This window comes from Miltoncostaea marina, from assembly GCF_018141525.1.
Lineage (GTDB): Bacteria > Actinomycetota > Thermoleophilia > Miltoncostaeales > Miltoncostaeaceae > Miltoncostaea > Miltoncostaea marina.
In genome coordinates this window covers 409,440-427,530 of sequence record NZ_CP064655.1, presented here as the reverse complement: position 1 = coordinate 427,530, position 18,091 = coordinate 409,440, and the positions used below count along the sequence as shown (strand labels likewise).

The 18,091-nt window shown below is 76.4% G+C and carries 14 protein-coding genes; 5 read left to right on the top strand and 9 right to left on the bottom strand.

The genetic code is table 11. From position 1 onward, the window contains the following. Positions 1-34: 34 nt before the first annotated feature. From ITJ85_RS02105 to ITJ85_RS02095, 3 genes are all read right to left on the bottom strand, one after another. A complete protein-coding gene (locus ITJ85_RS02105; RefSeq protein WP_217914705.1) occupies positions 35-1,027 on the bottom strand; it encodes an MvdC/MvdD family ATP grasp protein in 993 nt (330 codons plus the stop codon). 3 nt (positions 1,028-1,030) lie between these two features. Next, positions 1,031-2,527: a zinc metalloprotease gene (locus ITJ85_RS02100; protein ID WP_217914704.1), complete on the bottom strand. Its 1,497-nt coding sequence runs from the start codon at positions 2,525-2,527 to the stop codon at positions 1,031-1,033. Between the two features lie 67 nt (positions 2,528-2,594). Further along, positions 2,595-2,912: a hypothetical protein gene (locus ITJ85_RS02095; protein ID WP_217914703.1), complete on the bottom strand. Its 318-nt coding sequence runs from the start codon at positions 2,910-2,912 to the stop codon at positions 2,595-2,597. 295 nt (positions 2,913-3,207) lie between these two features. On the opposite strand from ITJ85_RS02095, the gene dinB reads away from it, so the two are divergent. Next, positions 3,208-4,419: a DNA polymerase IV gene (gene dinB / locus ITJ85_RS02090; protein ID WP_425517095.1), complete on the top strand. Its 1,212-nt coding sequence runs from the start codon at positions 3,208-3,210 to the stop codon at positions 4,417-4,419. On the opposite strand, the gene ITJ85_RS02085 is transcribed toward dinB, so the two are convergent. After that, on the bottom strand, positions 4,360-4,878 hold the full coding sequence (locus ITJ85_RS02085; RefSeq protein ID WP_217914701.1) for an OsmC family protein: 519 nt from the start codon (positions 4,876-4,878) through the stop codon (positions 4,360-4,362). The genes dinB and ITJ85_RS02085 overlap by 60 nt on opposite strands. A gap of 191 nt (positions 4,879-5,069) precedes the next feature. On the opposite strand from ITJ85_RS02085, the gene ITJ85_RS02080 reads away from it, so the two are divergent. Genes ITJ85_RS02080 through treY form a run of 3 tightly spaced genes read left to right on the top strand, consistent with a single transcriptional unit; the run spans position 5,070 to position 12,263 of the window. Next, positions 5,070-7,685: an AMP-binding protein gene (locus ITJ85_RS02080; RefSeq protein WP_217914700.1), complete on the top strand. Its 2,616-nt coding sequence runs from the start codon at positions 5,070-5,072 to the stop codon at positions 7,683-7,685. 43 nt (positions 7,686-7,728) lie between these two features. Next, entirely contained in the window at positions 7,729-9,837 is a 2,109-nt protein-coding gene (gene glgX, locus ITJ85_RS02075; RefSeq protein WP_343232973.1) for a glycogen debranching protein GlgX, read from the top strand. Then, the gene (gene treY / locus ITJ85_RS02070) at positions 9,834-12,263 is read left to right on the top strand and encodes a malto-oligosyltrehalose synthase (RefSeq protein WP_217914698.1); all 2,430 of its coding nucleotides are present in this window, start codon (positions 9,834-9,836) and stop codon (positions 12,261-12,263) included. The genes glgX and treY overlap by 4 nt, the downstream gene beginning before the upstream one ends. A 9-nt stretch (positions 12,264-12,272) precedes the next feature. On the opposite strand, the gene ITJ85_RS02065 is transcribed toward treY, so the two are convergent. After that, complete coding sequence (locus ITJ85_RS02065) at positions 12,273-12,653, bottom strand: hypothetical protein (RefSeq protein WP_217914697.1); 381 nt, start codon at positions 12,651-12,653, stop codon at positions 12,273-12,275. A gap of 132 nt (positions 12,654-12,785) precedes the next feature. Between ITJ85_RS02065 and ITJ85_RS02060 the strand changes: the two genes are divergently transcribed. Then, a complete protein-coding gene (locus ITJ85_RS02060) occupies positions 12,786-13,805 on the top strand; it encodes an FAD-dependent oxidoreductase (protein ID WP_217914696.1) in 1,020 nt (339 codons plus the stop codon). A 213-nt stretch (positions 13,806-14,018) separates the two neighbouring features. Here the strand turns inward: ITJ85_RS02060 and ITJ85_RS02055 are convergent, their stop codons facing one another. From ITJ85_RS02055 to ITJ85_RS02040, 4 genes are read right to left on the bottom strand one after another with little or no spacing between them, the layout of a single operon-like run. Next, positions 14,019-14,876, bottom strand: coding sequence for an ABC transporter ATP-binding protein (locus ITJ85_RS02055; protein WP_246496310.1), 858 nt, complete (start codon positions 14,874-14,876; stop codon positions 14,019-14,021). Beyond that, entirely contained in the window at positions 14,873-15,925 is a 1,053-nt protein-coding gene (locus ITJ85_RS02050) for a FecCD family ABC transporter permease (RefSeq protein WP_217914695.1), read from the bottom strand. The genes ITJ85_RS02055 and ITJ85_RS02050 overlap by 4 nt, the downstream gene beginning before the upstream one ends. Beyond that, a complete protein-coding gene (locus tag ITJ85_RS02045) occupies positions 15,922-16,980 on the bottom strand; it encodes a FecCD family ABC transporter permease (protein WP_217914694.1) in 1,059 nt (352 codons plus the stop codon). The genes ITJ85_RS02050 and ITJ85_RS02045 overlap by 4 nt, the downstream gene beginning before the upstream one ends. 21 nt (positions 16,981-17,001) lie before the next feature. Further along, positions 17,002-18,027 (bottom strand): iron-siderophore ABC transporter substrate-binding protein, encoded by a 1,026-nt coding sequence (locus ITJ85_RS02040; protein ID WP_217914693.1) that lies wholly within the window; start codon positions 18,025-18,027, stop codon positions 17,002-17,004. Positions 18,028-18,091 lie beyond the last annotated feature (64 nt).

The window sequence follows — 18,091 nt, the reverse complement described above, 5'->3', positions numbered from 1 at the left end:
CATCCGGCCCCGGGGCCGGATGGGCCCCGCCCGTTCAGGCGATCCTCGCCGCGACGGCCGGCTCCGAGGCGCCGCGCCGGGCGCCCCCGACGAGGAGCTCGCGCGCCAGCGCCGCGGCGATGGGCTGGCCCGTCGCCTGCTCCACGAAGAGCCACTGGCCCGCCGGGTTGATCTCGAGGAAGACGTGCTCGCCGTCCGGGCGGCGCCGCATGTCGATCGCCCCGTACACGAGCCCGAGGCGGCGCATCAGATCGCGCAGCCGGTCGGCGACCCCGGCCGGGAGCACGGCCTCCTCGATGGCCGCGTTGTGCATGTCCATGCGGAAGTCGACCGGGTACTCGGTCTCCTGGGAGTGGATCGCCGCGGGGAAGATCTCGTCGCCGACGATCGTGATGCGGAGGTCGTGGACCGCGTCGACGTACTCCTGGAAGATCACCGGCGCGTAGCGCACGTAGTCGAGCAGCTGCAGCTCCTCGGGCCGCAGCAGCCGCGTCTCCCGCCACTCGGTCTCGAACGCCGAGAACGACTTGTAGATGACGTCCCGGTAGCCGTGGCGGTCGATGAACAGCCGCGCGGCGGCCGGATCGCTGGTGATGAGCGTGTCGGGGATCCGCAGCCCGGCCTCCTGGGCCACGCGCAGCTGCTTGACCTTGCGGTGCGCCACGTGGTCCTTGGCGGGATCGTTGATCCAGCGGGCGTCGAGCGAGAACCACAGGCCCGCGAGCGCCTCGTGGGCCTCGTTGGCGGCGAACAGGCGCCGGGTGGGGTCGATGATCTCGTCGCTCACCTCGGGCTGCTGCGGGCGACGCCACCACACCGCCTCGACGGCGGAGAGGTCCACGGCGTCGTCTCCGTCGCCGAGCGCGTAGGCGCGGCCGCCGCAGCAGTCGTAGCGGATGGTCAGCGACGCCCGCTGAGGGAACCGCGACAGGTCGAGGATCCGCGCGCGCCCGCCGAGCGCGGCGATCGCGTCGGCCACGGCGCGCGCGTGCGGGTCGGCCTCGGTGGCCAGCACGAGGACGCTCACGACTCACCGCCCCGCCAGGCGCCGGTACTCCTCGCCGAGGCGCGAGTACTCGTCGTAGAGCTCCCTCGCCGCGCGGGCGTCCTCCTCGCCCAGCCCGCCCGCCGCCTCCGCGCGGGCGTACTGGGCGATCACCTCCTCGTACTGCGCGAGCGCCACCTCGTACTCGCCGAGGCCCGCCTCGCCACCGGCCCACGCCATCGAGTGGTGCGGCGTGGCGAGGACGAAGGGCGCCGGGCCGCCGCGTCCGAGGTCCGGCTGCTGGACCGGTCCGCCGGGGTCGGGGATGCCGCCGAGGTCCGCCGCGGGCGCCTTGGCGAGGTCGGCGATGGGCGGCTTGTCGAGCGCCGGCTGCTTGATGGGGTCGATCCGCGGGTCGGTGCCGCCGTCGTCCAGGAACTTGGCCGCGGTGCCGACCGGGTCGTCGCGGAACTTCACCGCCGTGCCGACCGGGTCGTCACGGAACTTGTTGACGGTCCCGACCGGGTCGTCCCGGAACTTCGCGATCGTCGCGATGGGGTCGTCGGCCCGCTTCAGCGTGTCGATCGGATCGTCGCGGAACTTCAAGGTGACCGGCTCATCGGTGAACTTGAGCTTGGTCCCGCATGCCACCGAGCGGCCGATCGCGCTGCGCGGGCCGTCGAGGGCCGCCTGCATCCTCGTCACCTGCCCCGCGGTGAACAGGAACATCGCGACGTCGTCGGTGTAGTCCATGTAGTTCATGAACATGTCGCCGTCCGGCCCGTTCCCGCAGGTCACGACGGGGAACGTCGGCGTGCCGGTGTTGGGCCCGGCCTGGTTCGGCGTGTCGGCCACGAAGTCGTCGCCGCTGCAGCCGGTGCCGTCGTCGCCCCAGATGTGCCGGAGGTTGAGCCAGTGCCCGATCTCGTGGGTGGCCGTGCGACCGAGGTTGAAGGGCGCGGCCGCGGTGCCCGTGGTCCCGAACGCCGTATGGGTCACGACCACCCCGTCCGTCTCCGCCGGCCCGCCCGGGAACTGGGCGTAGCCCAGCAGGCCGCCGGCGAGCCGGCAGACCCAGACGTTGAGGTAGCGATCGGCCGGCCAGGCGTCGGCCCCACCGGTCCCCGCCGACTTGACGGCGTCGTCGTCGGTGAAGCCGTTGACGGTCGTGGTCGTGCGCGTGACGCCGTCGGTCGGCGCGCCCGACGGGTCGGCGGACGCGAGCTCGAACTCGATGCGGGCGTCGGCGGCGACCGGCATGAAGGCCGCCGGCACGAGGGTGCGGTCGGCGTTGCGTCGCCGGAAGTCCGCGTTGAGGACGGCGATCTGGCTCTCGATCTGTGCCATGCCGATGTCCTCGGCCGCCACCCGGCTGACGACGTGCACCACCACCGGGATGCGGGTGCAGCCCGCGCGCGCGGCCGACGGGGCGCGCGCCGACCGCCAGGCGTGGTTCTCGACGGCGGCCCTCCGTTCGGCGTAGCCGGGCACCTCCCGCATCAGCCGTTCGTGCACCCGCTCGGTGCCACACGTCCGGACCATCGGGGTCCGAGCGTCGTCCTGCTCGTCCGTCGTCATCGCGCACCCCGCTTCGATGGTGTCCAGCCACTCACACGTCGTCCTCCACCCGGCGCACGACCAGCCGGTCGGCGCCGGCCTCCAGCACCTCGTACCGCTCCTCCCGCCCGTGCCAGGCGAGCCGCAGGCGGTCGCCCTCGAGCTCCCACCGGCCCGGCGAGTACTCCGCCCGGTCGGCCGGACCCGCGCGACCGACCGCGGCCGTGCCGTCCGCCTCGAGGTCGATCGAGCTCCGGGCCGCGCGCGACGGCGGGAACTCGTGCTCCGGGCCCCGGAACACGAGACGCCCCCCCTGGTCCTCCTCGGCGGAACGGAACCAGCGCCCCACGAGACGCGCCCGATCGATCATCGCGTGCACCCGCCCGCCGCACGGGGGTCGTCGGCGGCGCCTGGGCGCGCGAGCGCGCCCTCGGGGGTTGCGTACGGGGAGGTCCGTCTGGTGCGCCGCCGCGCAGGGGACCGACGGAGCAGGTCGTCGAGCTGCTCGGAGGTGAGCCTGACGAACGCTTCCACGCGGTTCCGCCTCTCGCCGGCGCGTAGCGCGGTCCTACCAGAGGCGGAGGTGGACGGACAAGCCCCCCGCCCCGGCGACGGCGCGCCACCGGTCGCGCCGCCCACCCGCCGTCCGGCCCGGAGGCGAACATGTGTTCGTGCCCCGGGAGGCGACCATCCTGCACGCCGACCTCGACGCCTTCTACGCGTCGGTCGAGCAACGCGACGACCCGCGCCTGCGGGGCCGTCCCGTGCTCGTGGGCGGCGGGGTGGTGCTCGCGGCGAGCTACGAGGCCAGGGCCCACGGCGTGGCCGGCGGGATGGGCGGCGCCGAGGCGCGCCGGCGCTGCCCCGGCGCCGTGGTGGTGCCGCCCCGCTGGGAGGCCTACGTCGAGGCCAGCCGGGCCGTCTTCGCGGTCTTCGAGCGCACCGCGCCGGTCGTGGAGGGGCTGTCGATCGACGAGGCCTTCCTCGACGTCGGCGGGATGGCGCGCAGCGTGGGCACGCCCACGCGGATCGCGCTGCGGCTGCGCGACGAGGTGCGCGCGGCGGCGGGCCTGCCGATCACGGTCGGCGTGGCGACCACGAAGAGCCTCGCGAAGGTCGCGAGCGCCCTCGCCAAACCCGACGGCCTGATGGTGGTCCCCCCCGAGTGCGAGCTGGCGCTGCTCCACGGGCTGCGCGTGGAGCGCCTGTGGGGCGTCGGGCCCGTGACCGCGCGCCGGCTCGCCCGCCACGGCATCGAGCGCGTCGGTCAGCTCGCCGGGCTCGGGGAGGTTCGCATCGCGGCGATGCTCGGCCCGGCGGCGGGCCGCTCGCTCCACGCGCTCGCCTGGAACCGCGACCCGCGACCCGTGCGGGCGCGCCGCCGGCGGCGCACGTTCGGCGCGCAATCGGCCCTGGGGCCGCGCGCGCGATCGGCCGAGGAGCTCGACACCGTGCTCGTCGGCCTGGCGGACCGGGTCACGCGCCGCATGCGCGCCGCCGGCCGGGCGGGCCGCACCGTGGTGCTGCGCCTGCGCTTCGCCGACTACTCGCGGGCCACCCGGTCGCGGACGCTCCCACGGCCGACCGCGGCCTCGGGCGCCGTGCTCGCGGCGGCCCGGGCCCTGCTCGACGAGGCTCGACCGCTCGTGGCGGCGCGTGGGCTGACCCTGCTCGGCGTCGCCGTCGCGAACCTGGACGGCGAGGAGGGCGCTGCCCAGCTCACCCTGCCGCTCGATCCCCCGGCGCCGCCGGGCATCGACGCGGCGCTCGACGCGGTGCGCGACCGTTTCGGGCCGCGGTCGGCGACGCGCGCCTCGCTAGCCGGCGCCGACCCGGGCCTGGCCATGTGGCTCGCCCCCCGGCGTCGCGGCCGCTGACCACGCGCCGGCGGCGGCCCGGCCTCGGGCGGCCTCCTCGACCCCCTCGTCGAGGGGCACGCCGTTGACCGTCCAGGCGTAGCGGGGGCGCGCCCGCAGCGAGGCCGCGACGAAGCAGTCCCGTTCGGCCTTGCGGATGAGCTCGCGGGCGTCGTCCGCGCTCGGCAGCGGGTCGAGCCGCACGTCGAGCGCCACGTCGACCGCGACGATCGCGAAGCGCCCGTCCTCGTCCCGGCGCGCCACCACGCCGTGCGCCTCGCCGCCGCTTTCCATCTCGATCCCCGCGCGCCCGACGTGGTGGCGCAGGCTGCCCAGGGCGCAGCGCAGCAGCGCGGCCAGCACGAGGTGGTCCGGCGTCCACCCGGCGGCGGTGGTGAGCGGATCGGCGCCCTCGGCGAGCATGACGCCGTCGCGGCCGAGCGACGCCCGGTACTCGAAGGTCTTGCTGCGCACCGCCATGGCGTCCTCCCGTCGCAGGGGTCCACCCCGATCATGCCCCCTCGCCCCGCCGCGCCATCCGCGTCGCCACGCCGGCCGCCTGCGGGCTCTCCGCAACGCGGCCGGCGCCGGGCGGCGCGGGCCGCGCGGCGGGGCGATACGGGGCGACGACCGCCCTTGCGAGACGTATTCGGCCCCCCTAACGTGCGGGCGTGCCGCCCCCCGCCTCCCAGACCGTCGCGATCGCCGCCGCGGCGGCGCCGCCGTTCGCCGGCGCCCTCGAGCGGTTCGGCGATCGGGTGGCCGTGGTGGCGCGCGGCCGCCCCGTCGCCTACGGCGAGCTCGCCGAGCGGGCCGACGCCCGGGCGCGCGAGCTGGGCCCGGGGCGCCGCCTGGTGCTGGTGCGCGGCGGCAACGACGTCGAGACCCTCGTCACCTACCTCGCCGCGCTGCGGGCCGGCCACGTCGCGTGGCTCGCGGCGCCGGGCGCCCCGGCCCGCGACGCCGCCGTGGTCGGTCGCTTCCGGCCCGACACCGTCGTGTCCGTCGACGACGGCCGGGTCGACATCGCGACCGGCGGCGCCGAGCCGGGCCACGAGCTGCACCCCGAGCTCGCGCTGCTGATGCCGACCTCCGGCTCGACCGGCGCGCCGCGCCTGGTGCGCATCTCCCACGCCGCCCTGCACGCCAACGCCGAGGCGATCGCGACCTACCTGGCGATCACGGAGCGCGACCGCGCGGCGACGTCGCTGCCGATGCACTACTGCTACGGCCTGTCGGTCGTGAACTCGCACCTGCTGCGCGGCGGGCGCCTGCTGCTGACGGACCGCTCGGTGGCCGATCCGGCCTTTTGGGCGCTCGTGCGCGAGGGCGGCGCGACCAGCTTCGCGGGCGTGCCGCACACGTTCGACCTGCTGGAGCGCGTCGGGTTCGCCGGGATGGACCTGCCGTCGCTGCGCTACGTGACGCAGGCCGGCGGGCGGCTGGCGCCGGAGCGGGTGCGCCGCTACGCCCGCCTGGGCCGCCAGCGCGGGTGGGAGCTCGTGGTGATGTACGGCCAGACCGAGGCGACGGCGCGCATGGCCTACCTGCCGCCCGCGCTGGCGGAGGCCCGCCCCTCGGCGATCGGCGTGCCCGTGCCCGGCGGGTCGCTGCGCCTGGCCGACGTGCCGGAGGCGGACGAGCCCGGCGTCGGCGAGCTCGTCTACCGCGGCCCCAACGTGATGCTCGGCTACGCCCGGGAGGCCGCCGACCTCGCGCTGGGCCGGGTCGTCGACGAGCTGCGCACCGGCGACCTGGCCCGGCGGGGGCCGGACGGCCTCCTCGAGATCGTGGGCCGCCGCAGCCGCTTCCTGAAGCTCTTCGGCCTGCGCATCGACCTCGACGAGGTCGAGCGCATGCTCGCCGCGGACGGCCTCGCGGCGGCCTGCACGGGCGACGACGAGCGCCTGGTGGTCGCCGTGGCCGGCGACGGGCCGCGCGCCTGCCTGGGCCCGTCGCTCGCGGGCCGCCTCGGCGTGCCGGCCTCGCGGGTCGCGGTCGTCGCCGTGGAGCGGATCCCCCGCGGGCCGAGCGGCAAGACGGACTACCCGGCCCTCGCGGCCCTCGCGCCCCCGCCCGCCGCGGCCCCCGAGGGGGTCGCCGCGGCGGCCGGCGCGGACGCCGGCGCCGCGACCGGGCGCGTGGCGGCGATCCTCGCGGCCGCCGTGGGCCGCGACCGGGTGGGCGCGGACGACAGCTTCGCCGCGCTCGGCGGCGACTCGCTCTCGTACGTCGAGGTCTCGATCGCGCTGGAGGAGGAGCTCGGGCACCTGCCCCCGGACTGGCCGCGCCGGACCGTGGCCGAGCTGGCCGCGGGCGCCCGGGAGCGCGGCCGGGGGGCGCGCCTCGAAACGAGCGTCGCCCTGCGCGCGGCGGCGATCCTGCTCGTGGTGGCGTCGCACATGACCGCGTTCTGGCCCGCCGGCGGGGCGCACCTGCTGCTCGGGCTCGCCGGCCACAGCTTCGCCCGCTTCCAGCTCGCCGCGATGGACGCGCCGCGGCGACTGGCGCGCTCGGCCGCCGCGATCGCGCGGGTGGCGGTGCCGGCCTCGGCGTGGATCTGGTTGCAGGTGCTCGTCGCGGGGTCGTACAGCGCCGGCGCGGCGATGCTCGTGAACAACTACACCGGGTCGCAGGAGCTCGGCCCGGACGGCCGCTGGCACTACTGGTTCCTCGAGGCGCTCGTCCAGACGCTGATCGTGCTGACCGCGCTGTTCGCGATCCCGGCCGTGCGTCGGTGGGAGCGCCGGCGGCCCTTCGCCGTCGTGCTCGTCCTGCTCGCCGGAGCGCTGCTGTTCCGGTTCGAGCTGCTCGCGTTCGGCGCCGGCGACAACCTGATGTTCCGCCCGCACGCCGTGGCGTGGGTGTTCCTGCTCGGCTGGGCCGTCCACCGGGCGACGACCACCGGCCGGAGGGCCGCGGTGTCGGCGCTCGTGGTGGCGACCGTGCCCGGCTTCTTCGGCGTCCCCGCCCAGGAGGCGGTCGTCACCTGCGGGCTGCTCGTGCTGCTGTGGGCGCCCGCGGTGCGGGTGCCGCGCTGGATGGTGCGCCCGGCGGGCGCGGTCGCGGCCGCCTCGCTGTTCATCTACCTCACCCACTGGCAGGTCTTCCCCCCGCTGGCGCGCGAGCTGCCGCTCGCCGTGGCGATGCCGCTGACGGTCGCGGTCGGCGTGGCCGCCTGGCGCCTGGCCGGCCTCGCGTGCGCGGCGTGCGCGCGCGTGCCGGCGCGGCCCGGCCGGGCGCGCGGCGAGTCGCCCGCGCTCGCCCTCGCCGACGAGCCCGGATAGCGCGGCGGGGCGGGGGGTTTGCCCCCGCCGCCCCGGGGAAGGTATGCCGCCCGTGGAGAACTGGCCCGGATCGCCCCTGCCCCTCGGCGCCGCCTACGACGGCGCCGGCACCAACTTCGCCGTCTTCTCGGACGTCGCCGACGCGGTCGAGCTGTGCCTGCTCGACGGGGAGGGGGGTGAGACGCGGCTCGAGCTGCACGAGCGCGACGCGGGCGTCTGGCACGCCTACCTGCCGCGCGTCGGCCCCGGCCAGCGCTACGGCTACCGGGTGCACGGACCCTGGGACCCCGCGAAGGGGCTGCGCTGCAACCCCAACAAGCTGCTGCTCGACCCGTACGCGCGGGCCGTCGACGGCGAGGTCGACTGGGACCTCGCCGTGCTCGGCTACGACCCCGACGACCCGGACCGCATGAGCACGTCCGACTCGGCTCCGCACGTGCCGACGTCGGTGGTCGTGAACCCCTTCTTCGACTGGCAGGACGACCGGCCGCCGCGCCGCCCCTACCACGAGACGATCGTCTACGAGGCCCACGTGAAGGGCCTCACGATGACCCACCCGCTGGTGCCGGACGAGATCCGGGGCACGTACGCGGCGCTCGGCCACCCGGCCGTGATCGAGCACCTGCTGGGCCTCGGGGTGACGGCGATCGAGCTCATGCCCGTGCACCAGTTCGTGCACGACGGCCACCTGCTCGAGCGCGGCCTGCGCAACTACTGGGGCTACAACACGATCGGCTTCTTCGCGCCGCACAACGGCTACGCCGCCACGGGCCGGCTGGGCGAGCAGGTGCAGGAGTTCCAGGCGATGGTGCGCTCGCTGCACTCGGCCGGCATCGAGGTGATCCTCGACGTCGTCTACAACCACACCGCCGAGGGCAACCACATGGGCCCGACGCTGTCGTTCCGCGGCCTCGACAACCTGGCGTACTACCGCATCGTCGACGCCGACCCGCGCCACTACTGGGACACCACGGGAACCGGCAACACCCTGTTGATGCGCCACCCCCAGGTGCTGCAGCTCGTGATGGACTCGCTGCGCTACTGGGTCGAGGAGATGCACGTGGACGGGTTCCGCTTCGACCTCGCGTCGAGCCTCGCCCGCCAGTTCCACGAGGTCGACCGGCTGTCGGCCTTCTTCGACCTCGTGCACCAGGACCCGGTCGTCAACCGGGTCAAGCTGATCGCCGAGCCGTGGGACGTCGGGCCGGGCGGCTACCAGGTGGGCAACTTCCCGCCGCTGTGGACCGAGTGGAACGGCAGCTACCGCGACGTCATGCGGGACTTCTGGCGCGGCGAGCCGGCCACCCTCGGCGAGTTCGCCGCCCGCCTGTCCGGCTCGAGCGACCTGTACCAGGACGACGGCCGCCGGCCCTCGGCGTCGATCAACTTCATCACCGCGCACGACGGGTTCACCCTGCGCGACCTGGTCTCCTACAACGAGAAGCACAACGAGGCCAACGGCGAGGACAACCGCGACGGCGAGTCGCACAACCGCTCGTGGAACCACGGCGCCGAGGGCGACACGGACGACCCGGCGATCCTCGAGCTGCGCACGCGCCAGCGCCGCAACTTCCTCACCACGCTGCTGCTCTCCCAGGGCGTGCCGATGCTGCTGCACGGCGACGAGCTCGGCCGCACCCAGTGCGGCAACAACAACGGCTACTGCCAGGACGCCCCGCTGTCGTGGATCGACTGGGCGTCGGCCGACCAGGAGATGACCGCCTTCACCGGCGCCCTCTGCCGGCTGCGCGCCGAGCACCCGGTGTTCCGGCGGCGGCGCTTCCCGCGCGCCGACGAGCGCTCCGAGGACGGCATGCCCGGCATCGCCTGGCTGCGCCCCGACGGCAGCGCGATGGAGCAGGGCGACTGGGAGGCCGGCTTCGCGCGCTCCCTGGCGGTGTTCCTCAACGGGCGCACGATCTCGGAGCCCGGCCCCCAGGGCGAGCGCATCGAGGACGACTCGTTCCTCATGCTCTTCAACGCCCACCACGAGCCGGTCGTCTTCACCACCCCCGGCGAGATGTCGTGGGACCGGGTCATCGACACGGCGACCGGCCGCTGGGAGGCCGACGAGGAGGGCGATCCGGTGCCCGGCGGCGAGGCCGTGGAGGTGGCCGCCCGGTCGGTCATCGTGCTGATCGAGCGGCGGTGAGCACGGCCGGCGCGCCCGGGCGGCGGCCGCTCGCGGCGACCTACCGTCTGCAGCTGCGGGCCGAGTTCACCTTCGACGACGCCGCGGCGGTGGTGCCGCACGTCGCGGCCCTCGGCGCCACCCACCTCTACCTGTCGCCGATCCTGCAGGCGGCGCCGGGCAGCGCCCACGGCTACGACGTGGTCGACCACTCCCGGCTGTCGGCGGACCTCGGCGGCCGGGAGGGCTTCATGCGGCTCGTGGCGGCCGCCCGCGCCGCCGGGCTCGGGATCGTCGTCGACGTGGTGCCGAACCACGTCGCCATCCCCACCCCCGCCTGGCGCAACCCGGTGCTGTGGAAGGTGCTGCGCGAGGGGCCGGCGGTGCCCGAGGCCGGCTGGTTCGACGTCGACTGGTCGGCCGAGGACCGGGCGATCCTCATGCCGATCCTCGGCGAGCCGATCGGCCGCTGCCTGCGCGAGGGCACCATCGCCCTGGACCGCTCCGGCGACGAGCCGCTCGTGCGCTACTTCGACCACGTGCTGCCGGTCCGCCCCGGCACCGACCACCTGCCGCTGCCCGAGCTGCTCGACCGCCAGTGGTACCGGCTGGCCCACTGGAAGGTCGCCGACGAGGAGCTCAACTACCGCCGCTTCTTCGACGTCGACACCCTGGCGGGCATCCGCATGGAGCGGCCGGAGGTGTTCGAGGCCACGCACCGGGTGCTGCTCGACCTGCACGCCGAGGGGGCGATCGACGGCTTTCGCATCGACCACCCCGACGGGCTGGCCGACCCGCGCGGCTACCTGCGCCGGCTGCGCGAGGCGACCGGCGGCGCGTGGGTGGTCGTGGAGAAGATCCTCGAGGGCGACGAGCGCCTGCCGGCCGACTGGGACTGCGACGGGACCACCGGCTACGACGCCCTCAACCGGGTGATGGCCGTGCTGGTGGACGTGGCCGGCGCCGAGCCGCTGACCGCGGTGTGGACCGGCCTCGCGGGCGGTCCGCGGACGTTCCACGAGGTGGCGGAGGAGGCCAAGCGCGAGGTGCTCGCCGGACCCCTGCGCGCCGAGGTCAACCGGCTCGTCGCGCTCGTCGCGGCAATCTGCCAAGACGACATCATGCTGCGCGACCACACCCGCCGGGCGATCGAGGAGGCGCTCGTCGAGCTGCTCGTGGCCTTCCCGGTCTACCGCGCGTACGTCGTGCCGGGCGAGGCGCCCTCCGCGGAGGCCGCCGGGTGGGTGGAGGGCGCCGCGGCGGCCGCCCGCGAGCGACTGCCCGAGCGCGCCGAGGAGGTGGACCTGCTCGCCGACCTCGCCCTGGGCCGCCGCGGCCGGGGGCCGATGCGCGACGAGTTCTGCGTGCGCTTCCAGCAGACCTGCGGCCCGGTGATGGCGAAGGGCGTCGAGGACACGGCCTTCTACCGCTACTTCCGGCTGGCCGCGCTGAACGAGGTGGGCGGCGAGCCGGGCGTGCTCGGCATCCCCGCCGACGCCCTGCACGCCTGGGCGGAGGCGCGCCAGTCGACCCACCCCCGCGGCATGACGTCGCTGACGACCCACGACACGAAGCGCTCGGAGGACGTGCGCGCCCGCCTCGTGGCGCTCGCCGAGATCGGCGAGGAGTGGGCCGCGGAGGCGCGCGCCCTGCACGAGGCGACCGCGCCGCTGCGCACGGCCGAGGGCCGGCCGCACCCCGCCGACGAGCTGCTGCTGTGGCAGACGCTCGTGGGGGCCTGGCCGATCGACGCGGAGCGGCTGGTGCCGTACCTGCAGAAGGCGGTCCGCGAGGGCAAGCTGCGCTCGAGCTGGACGAGCCCGGACGAGGCGTACGAGGCGGCGCTGCAGGCGGTGGCCGAGGGCGTCCTCGCCGACGAGGCGCTGCGGAGGCGGGTGGCGGCGCTCGTCGAGCGCCTCGCGCCGGCCACCCGCGCCAACGTGCTCTCGCAGAAGCTGCTGCAGATGGTGCTACCGGGCGTCGCCGACGTGTACCAGGGAACGGAGCTGGTCACGCTGTCGCTGGTCGACCCCGACAACCGCCGGCCGGTCGACTACGACGAGCGCCGCGCGCGGCTCGCGCGGCTCGACGGCGGCGGCGCGCCGGCCGACCTCGACGACGAGAAGCTGCTCGTCACCTCGCGCGCCCTGCGCCTGCGGCGCGAGCACCCCGGGTGGTTCGCCGGGCCGGAGGCGGGCTACGCCGCGCTGCCGGCCGGCAGCGTGCACGCGGTCGGCGTCCTGCGCGCGGGCCGGGTCGCGGCCGTCGCGACCCGCCTGCCGATCGGGCTGGAGCGCGCGGGCGGCTGGGGCAGCGCGACCGTCGCGCTCCCGGAGGGGCGCTGGCGCGACGCGCTCGGCGAGCGCACGCTCGATGGCGGTCTGCTGCCCGTCGCCGAGGTGCTCGGCCGGCTGCCGGTGGCGCTGCTGGTGCGCGAGGGCGGCTGAGCCCGCCGCTCAGGCGAGGTACTTCGCCTCGAGCAGGTCGCCCCGGAAGCAGAAGCGGTAGACGCCCTCGGCGCCGGAGCGGCGCCCGTAGACCCAGCACTCGGGCCCGCGCCGCAGCAGCGGGGACCGCTCGACGCGCCGCGGGCCACCTCCCAGCACGCGCCGCACCCGCGACTTCGACGATCCGGTGCTGACCATGCGGTACAGCTCCCGGTCGATCACGCCCGCCGGCGCCGCCGGCGGCGGCCGGTCGGCCCCATCCTCGCCGTCCACGCTGAGCCCGATCGCCACGGCGACGGCCACGATCAGGGCCGCCGCGACGACCGCCGGCCAGGCGCGGCGGCGCCTCGGCGGCTGCACGCCGAGGGCCCTGCGCACGTCCTTCGCCATCCGCTCCTCCCCCGCCGCCGGACGCCCGGCGGCACGTGGAGAGGGTACCCCGGCCCCCGGCGCCGGGTGAAGGCCCGGGGGCGCGGCGCGGCGCTAGCCTGCGACCCACGGCGGACGACGGGAGGGGCGCGCATGCGGGTGGTGATCGCCGGCGGCGGCATGGCGGGGCTCGTGCTGGCGCGGGGCATCGCCGCGCGGGGCGGCGAGGCGGTCGTCGTGGAGCGGGCGGCGGCGGACCGGCGCATCCCCGGGCCGATCATGCTGCCCTTCCAGGCGTACGACGCCCTGGACGAGCTCGGCGTGCTCGACCCGATCCGGGCGCGCGGGATCGACGTCCCGCCGCTCCGCAACGGGCGCCCGGTGTCGATCTCGGTGCCGCGGCAGGACGTGGTGGAGATCCTGCGCGAGGGCGTCGACCTGCTGTGGGAGCACGAGCTGGTCGATCTGCTGCGCGAGGGCGAGCGCGTGGTGGGCGCACGCGTGCGCGGCCCCGACGGCGAGCGGGACCTGCCGGCCGGGATCGTGGTGGGCGCCGACGGCACCGGCTCGCGGGTGCGCGAGCTCGCCGGCATCCCGGCCCGGACCCGGGCCTCCGACACGGCCTTCGTGTCGTTCCGCAGCCCGGTGCACGCGCCGGAGCCGTTCTCGATCGCGTTCCTGTCCGACGGCCGCCAGGTGACGCTGCTCGACTGGGCCGGCGGCAGCGCCGGCGGCTGGCAGATCGACCGCGTGCCCGGCGGCGCCGCGGAGGCGCTCGCGCCGGGGCTCGACGCCTTCCGGCGCGCCTTCGTGCGCCTGCTGCCCCAGGCCGAGGCGCCGCTCGCCGCCCTGAGCTCGGTCGACGAGCTGTTCTACCGCGAGGTGACCGAGGTGCGCTGCGAGGCGTGGTGGTCGCCAGGCGTGGCGCTGGTGGGCGAGGCGCTGCACGCGATGAACCCCGAGGTGGGGATCGGCTCGGGCCTCGGCATGGGCGACGCGCAGGCCCTGGCGATCGCGATCGCCGCCACCCCCGACGACCCGGACGCCGCCTGCGCGGCCTACGAGCACTGGCGCCGGCCGGCCGTGGCGCCCTACCTCGCCGTGGGCGGGACCGCCTCGAAGGTCTTCGCCGGGGGCCGGCGCCCCGAGGAGGAGCGCTGGCCCCCGGCGTGACGCGCCTCGGCTGACGGCCATCACGGCCGCGCCGCGCACCCGCACGTCGGCGGGGTGCGGGCTGCCGGCCACGGACGACGCCCCCCGGTCGGCGCCGCTCGCGGCGTCGGCCGGCCAGATCGCCTGACGCGGCCGCGCGCTCGCGCCGCCCGGGTCAATCCCGGCGCGGGCCGCCGGTGCCGCTGGGCGACCGCGCGCACCGCGCGCCGGCGCTCAGCGGGGCGGCGGCCCCGCGGTGACGTCGCTCGCGCCCGGGGCGGGCGCGCGGTGGACGCGGCCGACGGGCACGACCATCGGCGCGCCGCAGACGGGGTCCTCCACCACCCGCGCCTCGAGGCCGAACGCGTCGCCCACCGTCGCCGGCGAGATCACCTCGCCCGGCGGCCCGGCGGCCACGATGCGGCCGGCGGCCATCACGACGAGGTGGTCCGCGTAGCGGGCGGACAGGTTGAGGTCGTGGAGCACCATCACCACGGTCGTGCCGCGGCCGCGGTTGAGCTCGTGCAGCAGGTCCAGCACGTCGATCTGGTGCGCGATGTCGAGGAAGGTGGTGGGCTCGTCGAGCAGCAGGATCTCCGGGTCCTGGGCGAGCGCCATCGCGATCCACACCCGCTGGCGCTGGCCACCCGACAGCTCGTCGACGCGACGGCCGGCGAGCGCCAGCGTGCCGGTCGCCGCGAGCGCCTCGGCCACGATGCGGTCGTCGTCGCCGCGCGACCCGCGCAGCCAGCCGCCGTGGGGGTGGCGCCCCCGCGCGACGAGGTCGGCGACCGTGATGCCGTCGGGCGCCTGCGGCTGCTGGGGCAGCAGCCCCACGATGCGCGCCACCTGCTTCGTGGGCAGCCGGTGGATGTCGTCGCCGTCGAGGGTCACCGCCCCGGCCGCCGGGCGCATGATGCGCGCCAGCCCACGCAGCAGGGTGGACTTGCCGGAGGCGTTGGCGCCCACGATGACGGTCACCCTGCCGTCGGGCACGGCCAGGTCGAGGTCGTGCACCACCCGGGCGCCGTCGTAGGCGAGGCTCAGCCCGGCGGCGCGCAGGTCGCGGGCGGCTGCGCGGGGGCGGCTCACGCGAGCGCCCGCCCGCGGTCGGCGACGGCGAGCAGCCACAGCAGGTACGGGGCGCCGACGGCGCCGGTCACCACGCCGACCGGCATCTGGACGCCGCCGGGCAGCAGGTGCTGTGCCGCGAGGTCGGACGCGGTGACGACCAGCACGCCCACGAGCGCCGACGCGGCCAGCGCCGGCGAGCCGTCGCCCACCAGGCGCCGCGCGATGGGCGCCGACAGGAAGCCCACGAAGGCGACCGGGCCGGCCGCGGCGGTGCCGACGGCGGCGAGGGCGACGGCGGCCAGCAGCAGCAGCAGCCGGGCGCGCTCGGCGCGCACGCCGAGGCCCGTGGCCGCGTCGTCGCCCAGCTGCAGCGCCCGCAGGCGCGGGGCGAGCACGGCGACGGCCGGCGCGATGAGCGCGATCGCGGCGGCGGCGGTGCCGATCTCGTCCCAGCCGGGGCCGCTGACGCTGCCCACCAGCCACACCCAGGCCGTCTGGGCGTCGTGGATGTCGGCCCGGGTCAGCAGGTAGCCGACGGCCGCGTTCATCATGAACGCCAGGGCGATGCCCACCAGCACGAAGCGGTGGCCGCTCGCACCCCGCCGCCAGGACAGCAGCCAGATGGCGAGCGCCACCAGCAGGGCGCCGCCGAACGCGGAGAACGCGACCACCACGCCGGAGAGGCCGAACACGACCAGCGCCGTCACCGCGGCGAACGTGGCGCCCCACGTGATGCCGATGATGTCCGGGCTGGCGAGCGCGTTGTCGAGGACCGACTGGAAGATGGCGCCCGACAGCGCGAACGCCGCGCCGACGAGCGCGGCCATCACGAGCCGCGGCAGGCGCAGCCGCATGACGACGAACTCCTCCATCCCGTCGCCCCGCCCGAGCAGCGTCCGCGCCACGTCGGGGACGGCGACCGCGTAGTCGCCCACGCACAGGCTGCCCGCCGCCACCGCGAGCGCCAGCAGGGCGAGGCCCAGCACCACGACGCGCCCCCGGCGGCGCCCGGCGGCGCGCGCGGCCCGGACGGCCGCGGCCGGTGCCTGCGCGGTCGCCGTCGTCACAGGCGCGCCGGTCCCGCGCGGCGCACGAGGGCGATCATCACCGGCGCGCCGAGAAAGGCCGCGACCAGGCCCGCCTCGATCTCGCCGGGCCGGGCGATGAGCCGCCCGGCGACGTCGGCGGCGATCAGCAGGATCGGCCCGAGCACCGCGGAGTAGGCGAGGATCCAGCGGTAGTCCGGCCCGGTGACGCGGCGCGCCACGTGCGGCACCACGAGGCCCACGAACACGAGGGGGCCGGCGACGGCCGTCGCCGCCCCGCACAGCAGCACCACCGCGAGCGCGGCGGCAGCCCGGGCGGCGCCGAGCCGCTGGCCCAGGCCGCGCGCCACGTCGTCGCCGAGCGCGATCACGTTGAGCACCCGGCCGACCGCCAGCGCGAGCACGGCGCCGGCCGCCAGGAAGGGCGCCATGGCGGCCAGCGTGCCCAGGTCGCGGCCGACCAGCGAGCCGACCACCCAGAACCGGTAGCGGTCGAGCGTCTCGATGTCGCCCAGCAGCATCATCGTGGTGAGCGAGGTGGCGGCCGCCGTCACCGCCGCGCCCACCAGCACGAGCCGCACCGGCGTGGCGCCATCGCGGCCGACCGCGCCGATGCCGTAGACGAGCGTCGCCGCCAGCGCGGCGCCGGCGAACGCGAACCAGACGTAGCCGGCCGGCGTCGAGACGCCGAGCAGCGTGATCGCCGACACGACCGCGAGCGCCGCCCCCGCGTTGACGCCGAGCAGGCCGGGGTCGGCGATCGGGTTGCGGGTGACGCCCTGGATCACCGCGCCCGCGAGCCCGAGGGCCGCGCCCGCCGCCAGGCCGATGAGCGTGCGCGGCACCCGCAGCTCGCGCACCACCACCTGGTCGTTGACGCCCGGGTCGTAGGCGACGAGGGCGTCGACGACCACGTCGAACGGCACCGACCGGGCGCCGAGGGCGACGCCGAGCACGAGCACGCCGGCCAGCGCCGCCAGGCAGGCGACGAGCCCGGCCGCGAGGCGGGCGGGGCCCCGCCGCGCCGGCCCCGGCGCGGCGGGAGGCAGCGCTGCGGTGTGGAGGTCGGTGGCCATGCCGGCGCGCGCGCGGGGGCGCTAGGACCCCTGGTCCACCCTGGCGGCGGCGGCCGCCAGGATGTCCACGTACTCCTCGAGCCCCCAGGTGAGCGACAGCGCCGTGGGCGGCGACACCGCGGCCACGAACTCGGGCCCGATCACCTGGGCGACCGTGCCGTTCCTCACCTGCGCCATCGTGCGCGCGTGGCTGGAGGCGAGGAAGTCCCTCGACAGCTTCCGCGTGTCGGCGAAGCTCACGAGGATGTCGCTCCTGAGCTCGTCGAGCCGCTCGTACGACAGCGTGTAGTAGAAGGTCTCGTCGCCGTTCGCCAGCGCCTCGACCGACGGCGCGCTGGTGAGGCCGAGCGCGAGGGTCGCCTCCACCCGCGGGTCGGCCGGCTTGTAGACGTAGAAGGTGCCGGCGGCGTCCCAGACCATGGCGACCGACTTGCCCGCGAGCTCGGGGTGCGCCTCGGCCTGCTCGGCGAGCGTGGCGTCGATGCGCTCCAGCAGCGCGGCCGCCTCGTCGTCCCTGCCGAGCGCCCTGCCGACGATGCGGATGGTGTCGCGCCACGGGGTCGCCCAGGCCTCCTCCGGGTACGCGACCGTGGGGGCGATGTCCGACAGCAGCTCGTACTGCTCGGCCGTCACGCCCGAGTACGGGGCGAGGATCAGGTCGGGCTCCGCCGCGGCGATCGCCTCGTAGGGGGGCTCGTCGCCGGACTTCGGCAGCACCGTCGGCACCTCCTCGCCGCGGCCCTCGACGGCGTCGCGGATCCAGGGCAGCACGCCGGCGTCGTCGCCGCCGTACTCCTGGAACGGGATCGCCACCGGCGTCACGCCGAGCGCGATCGCCGCGTCGGCGCTCGCCCAGCCCCAGGCCACGACCCGCTCGGGGGGCGCCTCGACCGTCGTGGAGCCGAACGCGTGCTCGATCGTGACCGGGAACGCCCCGGCGGCGGCGGCCGCGGCGGTCGATCCGGACGCCTCGCCCTCGTCCTCCCCGCACGCGGCGGCGCCGAGCGCGAGCACCAGCACGCCCAGCAACACCAGGACTCGTGTCATCCTCACCCCTTGGTTTAGGTAACCCATATTTCCCAAATGCGGCGCGCCACGCTACCACGGCGCG

Bases quoted from the DNA above. Each gene is read 5' to 3' on its own strand.
- ITJ85_RS02100 (WP_217914704.1), bottom strand. From the start codon at position 2,527: ATGGTCCGGACGTGTGGCACCGAGCGGGTGCACGAACGGCTGATGCGG.
- glgX (WP_343232973.1), top strand. From the start codon at position 7,729: ATGCCGCCCGTGGAGAACTGGCCCGGATCGCCCCTGCCCCTCGGCGCC.
- ITJ85_RS02060 (WP_217914696.1), top strand. From the start codon at position 12,786: ATGCGGGTGGTGATCGCCGGCGGCGGCATGGCGGGGCTCGTGCTGGCG.
- ITJ85_RS02095 (WP_217914703.1), bottom strand. From the start codon at position 2,912: ATGATCGATCGGGCGCGTCTCGTGGGGCGCTGGTTCCGTTCCGCCGAG.
- ITJ85_RS02040 (WP_217914693.1), bottom strand. From the start codon at position 18,027: ATGACACGAGTCCTGGTGTTGCTGGGCGTGCTGGTGCTCGCGCTCGGC.
- ITJ85_RS02065 (WP_217914697.1), bottom strand. From the start codon at position 12,653: ATGGCGAAGGACGTGCGCAGGGCCCTCGGCGTGCAGCCGCCGAGGCGC.
- ITJ85_RS02045 (WP_217914694.1), bottom strand. From the start codon at position 16,980: ATGGCCACCGACCTCCACACCGCAGCGCTGCCTCCCGCCGCGCCGGGG.
- ITJ85_RS02085 (WP_217914701.1), bottom strand. From the start codon at position 4,878: ATGGCGGTGCGCAGCAAGACCTTCGAGTACCGGGCGTCGCTCGGCCGC.